The sequence below is a fragment of the Ruegeria discodermiae genome, assembly GCF_030758345.1.
In the GTDB taxonomy this organism is placed as follows: Bacteria; Pseudomonadota; Alphaproteobacteria; order Rhodobacterales; family Rhodobacteraceae; genus Ruegeria_C.
On record NZ_JAVAMO010000005.1, the window covers coordinates 66,880 to 79,508 of the forward strand.

8 protein-coding genes are annotated in these 12,629 nt (G+C 59.0%); 5 read left to right on the forward strand and 3 right to left on the reverse strand.

Annotated features, from left to right (window positions below; translation table 11 throughout):
• Positions 1 to 92 precede the first annotated feature (92 nt).
• Entirely contained in the window at positions 93 to 902 is an 810-nt protein-coding gene (locus tag Q5Y75_RS13385) for a division plane positioning ATPase MipZ (RefSeq protein ID WP_306198152.1), read from the forward strand.
• A gap of 103 nt (positions 903 to 1,005) precedes the next feature.
• Here Q5Y75_RS13385 and Q5Y75_RS13390 read toward each other — a convergent pair whose 3' ends face one another.
• Positions 1,006 to 3,399, reverse strand: a complete 2,394-nt coding sequence (locus Q5Y75_RS13390) for a thiamine pyrophosphate-binding protein (protein WP_306198154.1) — start codon at positions 3,397 to 3,399, stop codon at positions 1,006 to 1,008.
• 14 nt (positions 3,400 to 3,413) lie between these two features.
• Entirely contained in the window at positions 3,414 to 4,613 is a 1,200-nt protein-coding gene (locus tag Q5Y75_RS13395; RefSeq protein WP_306198156.1) for a methionine gamma-lyase, read from the reverse strand.
• Positions 4,614 to 4,728: 115 nt separating this feature from the next.
• On the opposite strand from Q5Y75_RS13395, the gene Q5Y75_RS13400 reads away from it, so the two are divergent.
• Positions 4,729 to 5,184 (forward strand): Lrp/AsnC family transcriptional regulator, encoded by a 456-nt coding sequence (locus Q5Y75_RS13400; RefSeq protein ID WP_306198158.1) that lies wholly within the window; start codon positions 4,729 to 4,731, stop codon positions 5,182 to 5,184.
• Between the two features lie 36 nt (positions 5,185 to 5,220).
• Here the strand turns inward: Q5Y75_RS13400 and Q5Y75_RS13405 are convergent, their stop codons facing one another.
• Positions 5,221 to 6,327 carry a mandelate racemase/muconate lactonizing enzyme family protein gene (locus tag Q5Y75_RS13405; protein ID WP_306198161.1) on the reverse strand — a complete coding sequence of 369 codons (1,107 nt, stop codon included), beginning with the start codon at positions 6,325 to 6,327 and terminating at the stop codon, positions 5,221 to 5,223.
• Between the two features lie 429 nt (positions 6,328 to 6,756).
• On the opposite strand from Q5Y75_RS13405, the gene Q5Y75_RS13410 reads away from it, so the two are divergent.
• The 3 genes from Q5Y75_RS13410 to glgC are packed head-to-tail and all read left to right on the forward strand — an operon-like array spanning position 6,757 to position 12,629.
• Positions 6,757 to 9,132 carry a glycogen/starch/alpha-glucan phosphorylase gene (locus tag Q5Y75_RS13410; RefSeq protein WP_306198163.1) on the forward strand — a complete coding sequence of 792 codons (2,376 nt, stop codon included), beginning with the start codon at positions 6,757 to 6,759 and terminating at the stop codon, positions 9,130 to 9,132.
• Positions 9,129 to 11,345 (forward strand): 1,4-alpha-glucan branching protein GlgB, encoded by a 2,217-nt coding sequence (glgB, locus tag Q5Y75_RS13415; protein ID WP_306198165.1) that lies wholly within the window; start codon positions 9,129 to 9,131, stop codon positions 11,343 to 11,345. The genes Q5Y75_RS13410 and glgB overlap by 4 nt, the downstream gene beginning before the upstream one ends.
• 24 nt (positions 11,346 to 11,369) lie before the next feature.
• A complete protein-coding gene (gene glgC / locus Q5Y75_RS13420; protein WP_306198168.1) occupies positions 11,370 to 12,629 on the forward strand; it encodes a glucose-1-phosphate adenylyltransferase in 1,260 nt (419 codons plus the stop codon).

Below are 12,629 nucleotides of genomic sequence, written 5' to 3' on the forward strand. Positions count from 1 at the left end.
AGGTGCGACACCGCTTCCCTTTGCAAGGCACACAACATATAGTGCGGCCCAACAGCGCGGAGACAATCGCGCGGAATGTGGGACACACAGGCATGGCACATATCATTGTCGTCGGAAACGAAAAAGGCGGCGCGGGGAAATCGACGGTATCGATGCATGTGGCCACCGCCCTTGCGCGGATGGGATACAAGGTCAACACGCTGGACCTTGATCTTCGCCAGCGCAGCCTCGGGCGCTATTTCGAAAACCGCCGCAGCTTTCTGCGCGATGCCGAGATCGACCTGCCCGGCCCGGTTAACCACGACCTGCCCGAGATCGACCCGCAGACGCTGAAACCGGGCGAGAACATCTATGACCACCGCCTGTCCGCCGCTGTTGGCTCACTTGAAACCGACAGCGACTATATCCTGATCGACTGTCCCGGCTCGCATACACGGCTCAGTCAGGTGGCGCACTCGCTGGCCGATACGCTGGTCACGCCGCTGAATGACAGCTTCATCGATTTCGATCTGCTGGCGCGCACGGATTCCAAGGGCGAGGCTATCGTCGGTCCTTCGGTCTATTCCGAGATGGTCTGGAACGCCCGCCAGTTGCGCGCGCAGGCCGGGTTGAAACCGATCGACTGGGTCGTGTTACGCAACCGTGTCGGCACCCAGCGCATGGTGAACAAGGAAAAGATGGAACGCGCGCTCAAGATGCTGTCCGACCGGATCGGTTTCCGCATCGCGCCGGGCTTTTCCGAGCGGGTTATCTTCCGCGAATTGTTCCCGCGCGGCCTGACCCTGCTGGACCTCAAGGATATCGGCGTCAAGCAGCTCAACATCTCGAATGTCGCCGCCCGGCAGGAGCTGCGCGACATGATGAAAGCCCTCAGCCTGCCCGGCGTCGAGATCGACTTCTGAGCGCGGTCCGAAAAGTGTCATGCGGTATTTGGACCAGATTGCGCCCTTGCCGCCTCTAAACACGGTGCCTCACCGGCAAGATCCGACCATTTGGAAGTGATTTTTAAGGTTTGACGAGACCGAGGTCTCGACGGAATACCTGTTTCCCGATCGTCAGTGCGTTCACTTTCTCGACGATGGCGTCGGCATCGATACCATGATGGCGATAAAGATCGCCGATCGTGCCGCTCTGACCAAAGTGCTCGACACCCATTGAGATAGTCTGATGCCCATGCACGCCGCCCAACCACGAAAGTGTCGCCGGATGCCCGTCGATGACGGTGATCAGTTTGCAGTGAGGCGCGAGGTCCGACATCAACGTTTCGATATGGGATCGTGCCGCCTGATTGCCGCGCGAGCGTGCGCGTTGAGCGGCCGTCCATCCGGCGTTCAGCCGATCAGCCGAGGTGACAGCAAGCACACCGATATCCCGGCGGCCTTCCCCAATCATTCCGGCGGCCCTGATTGCCTCTGGCGCAACGGTGCCTTGATAGGCGATCACAACTTCGCAATTCGGGCCCGGCTTGCGCAGCCAATAGGCCCCATCGATGGCCCCCTGGCGGAATTCATCGTCAACGCGCTTGCCCGGTTGCTCGATCGGGTTGGTGGTCAGGCGCAGATAAACCGAACCACCGGTTTCGTCTCGCAGCCAGGTGCGTTCGTCCGGTTGCCCCTCACCGTCGCGCTGAAGATAGTTGAAGGCCCATTCCATGATCACGGCCAATTCATCGGCAAAGGCGGGTTCAAAGGCGGCCAGCCCGTCCTGGCTCATGCCGATCAGCGGGGTGCCGACGGATTGGTGCGCACCGCCTTCCGGGGCCAGCGTCACACCCGAAGGCGTGCCCACCAACAGGAACCGCGCATCCTGATAGCAGGCGTAGTTCAGCGCATCGAGCCCGCGGCAGACAAAGGGATCATAGACCGTACCAATAGGGATCAGCCGCTTGCCGAACAAGGAATGTGACAGCCCGGCTGCGCCCAGAAGCAGCATCAGGTTCATTTCGGCGATGCCAAGTTCGATATGCTGCCCTTTGGGCGTAAACTCCCATTTTGCGGTCGATGGGATGCGATGCTCAATGAAAGCGTCGGCCTGTTCGGATCGGGAAAACAGCTTGCGTCGGTTCACCCAAGGGCCAAGGCTGGTTGTGCCGGTGACGTCGGGTGATGTGGTCACGATGCGCACGGCCAGTGCGCTATCCCCTTTGGACAGATCATCCAGGATCTTGCCAAAAGCCATCTGGGTCGAAACCTCACGGCTTGTGTCGATCCCGATGGATGGTACGTCCAGCTTGTCATCTTGATAGCGCCGCGGCCCTTCGGCAAAAAATGGGACCCTCGAAAGAAAGCGCGTGAACGCCTCGGGATCAGGCACCGTGGCAAGAGGCTCCCATTCGTCGCCTGCGGCCACCCCCATATGAGCCTGCCACTGAGCAAATTGGCTGCTATTCATCAGCCCGCCATGATTGTCCTTGTGGCCGGCAATGGGTGTACCCCAACCTTTTACCGTATAGGCCAGAAAACAGGTCGGGCGATCATGATCAATCGCAGCAAATGCCTGGGCCATGGTCTCGACGCAGTTGCCACCAAGATTTTCCATCAGCGCCGCAAGTTCGGTATCCGTGCGCCGTTCAATAAGGGCTGTTACGTCCCCTTGATCGCCCAGATCATCCATCAGGCGCTGACGCCAGACTGCACCGCCCATGAAGGTCAGCGCTGAATAGTCCTGGTTGGGGCAGGCGTCGATCCAGTCGCGCAGTTGCTCCCCTCCGGGTTCTTCGAATGCGGCGCGCTGCAGCACGCCGTATTTTACGCGCACGACGTCCCAGCCAAAGGCATCAAAGATCTTCTCGATCCTCTCAAACAACCCTTCGCGCACGATGCCGTCCAGTGACTGGCGGTTGTAATCGATGATCCACCACGTATTGCGCAGGCCATTCTTCCAGCCTTCCTGCAACGCCTCATAAATATTGCCTTCGTCCAGTTCGGCATCCCCGACCAGCGCCACCATGCGCCCCATCGGGGCATCGGCGCCCCAGCTTTTGGCCTTGATGTAATCCTGGATGATCGACGCAAATGAGGTGATCGCTACGCCCAGCCCCACTGACCCGGTCGAGAAATCCACGTCGTCGATATCCTTGGTGCGGCTGGGATAGCTCTGCACCCCGCCGAACCCGCGGAAGTTCTCCATCTTCTCGCGGGTCTGGTTGCCCATGAGGTATTGCATGGCGTGAAAGACCGGCGACGCATGGGGTTTGACCGCCACCCTGTCCTCTGGCCGCAGCGCCGAGAAATACAGGGCCGTCATGATCGACACCATCGACGCCGAGGACGCCTGATGCCCGCCGATCTTGATCCCGTCCACCTTGGGCCGGACATGGTTGGCATGGTGGATCATCCAATGCGACAACCACAGCAGCCGCTGCTCGACAATCTTCAGTTGGGCGGAGTCAGGATGCATGGTGATCTCCGGGTTCAGGCGGCGTTGCGCGCGGGGTAAGGCAGGGCTTGTTCCATATCTGCGAGGATATCCTCGACATCCTCAAGCCCGACCGACAGGCGGATCAGGCCATCACTGATACCATGCTCGGCCCGTTCCTCGGGCGTATAGGTGGAGTGGGTCATCGACGCCGGATGCTGGATCAGGGTTTCTGCATCGCCCAGCGAGACGGCGCGCTGGATCATGCTGAGACCGTTCATGAGGGCGATCCCACCGGTCAGGCCGGACTTAACCTCAAACGCGATCATCGCGCCGGATTGGGACATTTGCCGCAACGCGACATCGTGCTGCGCAAAGCTCTCAAGCCCAGGGAAAGACACGGTTTCGACGGCGGGGTGAGCTTCGAGGAAATCGGCCACGACCCTGGCTGAGGCACAATGGCGGTCCATGCGGAGATTGAGCGTTTTCAACCCTCGCAGAATGAGCATCGCGTTGAAGGGCGCCATCACCGCCCCGGTCATGTCCTTCATGCCGACAAGACGGATCTCGGCAATCTGCTCTGCGGTGCCTACGACAAGGCCAGCAACCACATCCCCGTGCCCACCGAGATATTTGGTGGCAGAATGCAGAACGATATCCGCACCATGTTCGATCGGGCGGGTGAGATAGGGGCTGGCATAGGTATTGTCGACAACGACCTGCGCCCCGACCGAATGCGCGATCTCTGCATTGGCGGCGATATCGACAAGTCGCATATTCGGGTTGGCCGGGGTTTCGAAATAGACCACGCGGGTTTTGTCCGACACCGCCGCGCGCAGGTTTTCGGGGTCCGTCATATCGACATGTGTGATCGTGACACCCCATTTCGCCAGACCGTGGCGCATGAAGGCAAAGGTACAGCCGTAGAGTGTCTTGTCGACGATCACCTCATCCCCGGGCGACAGCAGGGTCCACAACACGGCAGTGATCGCCCCCATGCCGCTGGAAAGGGCCAACCCGGCCTCGGCACCCTCAAGCGTGGCAATGCGACGCTCAAGAAGATCGCAGGTGGGGTTCGATATGCGGCTGTAGATATGTCCTTCGCGTTCGCCCGCGAACATCTCGCCACCGGCCTCGGCTGTTTCGAACGAAAAGGTCGAGGTCAAATGCAACGGCGGGGTCAGAGCGCCGCCATTTTCCAGCGGGTTGTAGGCATGATGGATGGCGCGGGTGGCAAAGCCGGTGGAACGGGTCATGGCTGTCTCCTGAATCCTGTTGAAGACCAATTTACGCCCTTACGCCGAGCATTTAATTGCCAATCATACCACAAGCGGTCTAATGATTAGCATAATCTGCCACATCGGGGATGTCATGGACGACAAAGACAGACAGATCATACGCGCCCTTCAGCGGGACGGCCGCATGACCAATCAGGATCTTTCTGATGCTGTAAACCTGTCACCCTCGCCCTGCCTGCGCCGGGTCAAGAATCTGGAGGCCAAGGGGGTCATCAAGGGATACTGCGCCGACGTGGACCCTGCCGCTTATGGGATGGCCATTACCGTCTTCGTGCGCATTCGGCTGGAACGCCACAATGAAACGGATGTTCAGAATTTCGAAAAGCGGGTTCGAATGATCAATGAGGTTCTCGAATGCCATGTACTGACCGGGGCCATGGACTACCAGTTGCGGGTGCTCGTGTCGGACCTTGAGGCCTATGAGGGCTTCATCCGAAATCGCATTCATCCGATTGGAGGAATCGCCTCCATCGATACCAGTTTTGTTTACGGGACAGTCAAGAAGACAGCCGTTTTCCCAGCCGGTTGATGACGCCTCACGTCTTGAGCGCCATGCCTCGCGAATCTACGCCTTGGCCTCCGGCAGTTGGTTCGCAGCGTCGAGTTTCGCCCAGTCGAATGTGACGCCGATACCCGGCACATCTGGCGCAATTGCCAGATGATCTTCAACGACCAGAGGGCGCGTCGTATAGCTGTCGATGGGAAAGGAATGCACCTCGATCCAACCAGCGTTGGGGCGGGCCGAGACCAGGCTAACATGCAACTCCTGCATGCCGTGACTGCACACGGGCACACCATGCGATAGCGCGCGCTCGGCGACCTGAAGAAAGCCGGTAATGCCGCCGCAATTCGAAGCGTCGGGCTGAATATAGCTGAGCTTGGCCTGCGCAAACGCGTAGTCGAATTCATGGATGGTATGCAGGTTCTCGCCCATGGCCAGCGGCATTCCGGTCGCGTCGGCGATTTGACCATACCCGGCGTAGTCATCCGGAATCGCCGGCTCTTCGAACCATAGCAGGTCGAACGGGGCAAACGCCTCGGCCGCCGCGATGGCCTGTGGCACCGACATCGCATAATTCGCATCCACCATGAATGCGATATCGGGACCGATCAGGTCGCGTACAGCTTTGATGCGGTTCACGTCCTCGGCCAAGGTCGGCTGCCCGATCTTGATCTTCACCCCGTTAAAGCCGCGATCCAGATATCCTTGTACCGACGACAGCAGCTTCGGCAGGTCGAACCCCAGGTCGATGCCGCCGCAATAGGCCTTGCAGGACCGCCCCGCCCCGCCCGCCATGCGCCAGAGCGGCTGGCCGGTCCGTTTTCCGCGCAGATCCCAGAGCGCGATATCAACGGCGGAAATCGCAAAAGAGGCGATGCCGCCGCGCGCGACGTAGTGCAGATGCCATTGCATCGCCTCATAGAGGTCTTCGATATTCTCCGCCGGCTGCCCAATCAGAAACGGTGTCAGATCGTAGTCGATCATCGCGACAATAGCATGCCCGCCCTTACCGCCGGTATAGGTATAGCCGGTCCCCTCGCTGCCATCGGCAAGACGTACCGTCACTGTGATCAGCTCGAAAAAATGATGATCCCCGTGTTTCGCGTCGACCAGCACCTCAGCCAACGGAATGTGAAACATTCGCGTTTCGATGGCGGTGATGACGGTCACGATGGCAGTCTATGGATGGCATCAAGCGCTTTGAGGCCGACTTTCCCAACCGCCGGTTCCCTTCGCCCGGGCAGAGCTGAGTGCAAGAGGCGGCCAAACATCTAAATTCTTCCACTTTGGTACGACAAAATACCGTGCAAAATAACAACGTTGGACAGCCCTATGTCAACATATTCTAAAAATATGCATACATCTTCGCTCCGAACTTGAGATGTCTCAAGCCCCATCGGCCATTTTGGTCCTATCAAAAGCGAAGATTTTTCGAAGCCACGCAAATCCACGGTGCGTATGGGTCAGGGAACAAAACCCTGATGCGGCTCCAAAACGTTCCGAATTCTTGGAAATACAGCACGCAAATAGGGCTAAAACCGGCCAAATGGGTGGATTATGAGTTGCGGCGGGGGGCAAGGGCGAGGCATCTTCGGCTGCATGAAAAACGATATTCTTAAACGACTGCGATATTCTCTTGGGAAAGACTCGCAGACTGCCTCCCTCCAGGACTGGCGCATGGCGCTGTCACTGGTTCTGCGCGACCGTCTTGTCGATGTATGGATCGACAGCACCCGCACAACCGAAACGAATTCCTCCAAGCGCGTGTATTACCTGTCGATGGAGTTTTTGATCGGGCGTCTGATCGAAGACATGATCTCGAACCTCGGACTCGAAGCTGAGGCCCGAGACGCCATGGAAGCGCTCGGCCAGCAATATGATACGATCGTTCATGACGAGCCCGATGCGGCGCTCGGCAATGGCGGGCTTGGTCGTCTGGCGGCCTGTTTCATGGATTCTCTGGCGACGCTGGGTATCCCGGCCTTTGGCTATGGCATCCGCTATGAGCATGGCCTGTTTGAGCAGAGCTTTGTCGAAGGCGAGCAGGCCGAACAGCCCGAGACATGGTTGTCCCAACGCCACGCCTGGGAATTCGAGCGCCCCGAAGTGCATCATTCCATCGGCTTCGGTGGCCATGTCAGCCACAGCGATGGGCGCGCCACCTGGCATCCCGACAGCGGTGTGGTCGCGACTGCGTTCGACACGCCTGTTGTTGGCTGGAAGGGTGAATGGGGCAACACATTGCGGCTTTGGTCCGCAAAACCGATCACCCCTTTCGATCTGGACAGCTTCAACCGGGGCGACTACCTCGCCGCCAGCCGGTCGGAGGCATTGGCGCGCACAATTTCGCGGGTGCTTTATCCCGATGATACGACAGAGAATGGTAAGGAGCTGCGGCTGAAGCAGGAATACTTCTTTACTGCGGCGTCGATCATGGATCTGTTGCGGCGCCATATGGACGAGCAATACGACATTCGCGCCCTGCCCGACCATGTTGCCATCCAGCTCAATGATACCCATCCCGCCATTGCCGGGCCGGAGCTCGTGCGGCTATTAGTGGACGAACACGGGGTGCCGTTGCCCGAAGCGATCGCACTGGCGCGCCGCTGCCTTGCCTACACAAATCATACGCTGCTGCCCGAGGCACTGGAACGCTGGCCTGAGTCACTGTTCGCGCGCGTTCTACCTAGACATCTGGAGATCATCCGTGTCATCGAAGAGGCGCAGCAGACCGAATTCCCCGGCAGTCCCTGCATATTGGAGCATGGCGAAATACGCATGGGAGAGTTGGCCTTTGTCATGGCGCATAAGGTTAATGGCGTCTCGGCCTTGCATACAGAGCTGGTCAAGGAAACGGTGTTTGCCGACCTGCACCGCATCCACCCCAAGCGCATCGTGAACCAGACCAACGGCATCACGCCGCGTCGGTGGCTGCATGGCTGCAACCCGGCGCTGCGCGGCTTGATCAATGACCAGCTTGGCGAGGCCTGGGTTAGCGATCTGGAACAGCTTACGGCGCTAAAGGCCAAGCGCACGGATTCAGAGTTCATTGCGGCATTCCAGCAGGCTAAGCGCAGCAACAAGGTGGCGCTGTCCAACTGGATTGGCGAGACCTGCGGCGTCGCGCTGGACCCCGACGCGATGTTCGACGTGCAAATCAAGCGTATTCACGAATACAAACGGCAGCTGATGAACCTGCTGGAAACGGTCGCGCTTTGGAACGAGATGCGCGACGATCCCGACAGGGACTGGACGCCGCGCGTGAAGATCTTTGGCGGCAAGGCGGCACCGGGCTATGTCCTGGCCAAACAGATCATCCATCTGATCAACGATGTCGCCCGCGTGGTGAACGCCGACCCAGCCACGAAGGGTCGGCTCAAGATCGTATTTCCGCCGAATTACAACGTTACGATGGCGGAACGTCTGATCCCCGCCGCCGATCTGTCAGAGCAAATCTCGACAGCCGGCAAAGAGGCGTCGGGCACGGGCAATATGAAATTTGCCCTGAACGGCGCTCTGACCATCGGCACACTGGACGGCGCAAATGTCGAGATCCGCGATCATGTCGGCAGCGAGAACTTCTTTCTCTTCGGACTGACCGCCAGCGAGGTGGTGGATCGCCGCCGTCAGCACGGATTCTCACGCAACGCGATCGAGGCCAGCCCACGCCTGCAACGGGTGCTGGGACAGATATTCGAGGGCCTCTTCTCGCCCGAAGACCCCTATCGCTATCATGGCCTGATCGGGATGCTGTATGATCATGACCATTTCCTGGTGACCTGTGATTTCGACAGCTATTACGACACCCAGCGCCGCGCCGATATCGTTTTTCAGAACCCGCAGAACTGGGCGTCGATGGCGCTGATGAACACCGCCAGCATGGGGTGGTTCTCGTCGGATCGGACGATCCGGGGATATGCCAGGGACATCTGGCAGGCGGACGCACCAAGCTCGGCGCTGGAGCGTTCCGCATGAACATTGCGGCAGAGCTTGTCGACCCGGCCGACGCAACCGCGCTGGTGGCGGGGCAACATGGTGACCCGTTTGCCGTGCTCGGATTGCACCGGCAGGATAACAGGCTGGTTCTACGCGCGTTGCGGCCAGAAGCGGACGGGGTCGATGTTCTGGATGCAAAGACGGGCCGTAAGCTCTGCACTCTTGACCCGGTGGCGGAGGGTCTGTTTGCCGCGGTGATCCCGCGCCGCAAGAACCGCTTTGCGTACAAGCTGCGCCTGAGCCGGGGCAGCGACGTTTGGGAAGAATATGACGCCTATGGCTTTGGACCCAGGCTGGGCGATCTTGATGAACACCTGCTGGGTGAAGGCACTCATGGCGAACTCTGGCGCGCGCTTGGTGCCCATGTCGGAACCCATGAAGGGGTCGAGGGCACGCATTTTGCGGTCTGGGCGCCCAACGCGGCGCGGGTGTCTGTTGTCGGCGATTTCAACGGCTGGGACGGGCGGCGCCATGTAATGCGGCGGCGCGGAGCGACCGGAACACACGAGATTTTCCTGCCAGGCATCACCGACGGGATGAACTACAAATACGAAGTTCTCAGTGGCGATCACGGCTTGCTGCCCCTTAAGGCGGACCCGGTTGGATTTGGCGCCGAGCATCCGCCAAAAACCGCCTCGGTCGTGCGGGATCTGCGCGGTTATGACTGGTCCGATGCAGGCTGGATGCAGGCACGCGGCGCGAAGCAGAAGATCGACCAGCCAATCTCGATCTACGAGGTGCATCTGGAAAGCTGGCGTCGCGTTCCCGAAGAGGGCAACCGCTCGCTCACCTATCAGGAACATGCCCAACAACTGGTTGGGTATGCAAGCGACATGGGCTTTACCCATATCGAATTGACGCCAGTTTCCGAATATCCCTTCGGCGGGTCCTGGGGCTATCAGCCGGTGGGGCTCTTTGCCCCGACCTCGCGGTTTGGCACGCCTGATGAATTTCGCGCCTTCGTCGATGCCTGCCACAACGCGGGACTGGGGCTGATCATCGACTGGGTGCCGGGTCATTTCCCAACTGATGAACATGGCTTGGCCCGCTTCGATGGTACCGCGCTTTATGAACATGCCGACCCCAAGGAAGGTTATCACCCGGACTGGAACACGCTGGTCTACAATTATGGGCGCAGCGAGGTGCAGAACTTTCTGATCGCCAATGCGCGGTTCTGGTTCGAGGAATATCATATCGACGGATTGCGGGTGGATGCGGTGGCCTCGATGCTCTATCGCGACTATTCCCGCAAAGAGGGCGAATGGGTTCCAAACCAGCATGGCGGGCGCGAGAACCTCGAAGCGATTGCCTTCATGCAGCGTATGAACGAGGTGGTCTACGGGGCTGATGACAGCATCCTGACTGCTGCCGAGGAATCCACCGCCTTTCCGGGGGTCAGCGCACCTACGGATAGCGGCGGACTTGGCTTTGGCTTCAAATGGAACATGGGGTGGATGAACGACACCCTGCGCTACATGTCCGAGGATCCGATCAACCGGAAATATCACCACGACAAGATGACCTTTGGACTGCATTACGCGTTCTCGGAAAACTTCATCCTGCCGCTCAGCCATGATGAGGTCGTGCATGGCAAAGGCTCGCTTCTGGGCCGGATGCCCGGGGATGACTGGCAACGCTTTGCCAATCTGCGCGCCTATTTCGGCTTCATGTGGGGGCATCCGGGCAAGAAGCTACTGTTCATGGGCGGCGAGTTTGCCCAGGCGCAGGAATGGAACAACGAGACAAGCCTTGATTGGCACCTGCTTGATCAAGAGCCCCATCGCTGCATGCAGGCTCTGGTGTGCGATCTGAACCACTTTTATGCCAAAACCCCGGCACTTTATCAGCGCGACAGCGATCCCGAAGGGTTCCAATGGGTCGATGGCGGCAATCAGGCGGATTCGATCCTGTCCTGGCTGCGTTTCGGCAAGGAGGGCGTTCGCCCGGTGCTTGTGGTGGCCAATTTTACCCCCGTCCCGCGCGAGGGTTTCCGTCTGGGCGTACCGCATGCGGGCCACTGGGAGGAGCGCCTGAACTCTGACGCTGCAATCTATGGCGGCAGCGATATCGGCAACCCGGGCGGCAGGTCCGCGCAGGACATTGGAGCACATGGGTTCTCACATTCCATCGAGATCACCGTGCCGCCACTGGCCACGGTATTTTTTGAATTGGCGGAGAACCGGCACGCCTGAACCACAAGCCGGAGGGAGGCGATCATGAAAGAAGACAGACTCGCATTGGCGCGACAGACCATGGCCTTTGTCCTGGCCGGGGGGCGTGGCAGTCGCCTCAAGGAGATGACAGATATTCGCGCCAAACCGGCCGTCTATTTCGGCGGCAAGACACGGATCATCGATTTTGCCCTGTCAAACGCCGTCAATTCCGGCATCCGCCGCATCGGTGTGGCGACGCAATACAAAGCGCACAGCCTGATCCGCCATATCCAGCGCGGGTGGAGCTTTTTTCGCGCTGAACGCAACGAAAGCCTGGATATCCTGCCGGCGTCGCAGCAGTTGGACGAAAACAACTGGTACAAGGGAACCGCCGATGCGGTGACCCAGAACATCAAGATCATCGAAGGTTATGGTCCAAAATACGTCCTGATCCTGGCGGGCGACCATATCTATAAGCAAGACTATTCGCTGATGATCGAGCAGCATGTGCGCTCAGGCGCGAAAGTGACCGTGGGCTGCATTGCCGTTCCGCGCGACGAAGCCAAAGGGTTCGGCGTGATGGCTGTGGACGAAAACGACAAGATTCTGGACTTCGTCGAAAAACCCGCCGAACCGCCGACCATGCCTGGCGACCCGACCAAATCGCTTGCCAGTATGGGGATCTATGTTTTTGAGGCCGAGTATCTCTATGAGGTTCTGAAAAAGGACGCCAAAAACCCGGCCTCAAGCAATGATTTCGGTAGCGACATCATCCCTGAAATTGTTGCGTCAGGCGGTGCGCAGGCCCATCCGTTCAGCCGCTCTTGTGTGATGTCGGGACTAGAGACCGAGCCCTATTGGCGCGATGTCGGCACGATCGATGCTTACTGGCAGGCCAATATCGACCTGACCGATTTCAAGCCCGAGCTGGACATCTATGCCACCGACTGGCCGATCTGGACCTATTCGGAACTGACCCCACCGGCAAAGTTCATCCACAACGAAGAAGGGCGACGGGGACAGGCTGTGTCTTCGATGGTGTCGGGTGGCTGCATCGTCTCAGGTTCGACGCTCTATCGGTGCCTTTTGTTCACGGGTGTCAGAACCCACTCCTATTCACAGCTTGAAGGTGTCGTGGCGCTTCCTTATGCCGAGGTCGGGCGCCGCGCCTATTTGAAGAACGTCGTGATCGACCGTGGAGTGAAAATACCCCCCGGCTTGATTGTTGGCGAGGACGCAAAAAGCGATGCAAAGCGGTTTCGGCGCTCGGATAACGGGATATGTCTGATCACGCAGGACATGATCGACAAGCTGGAAGGGTGA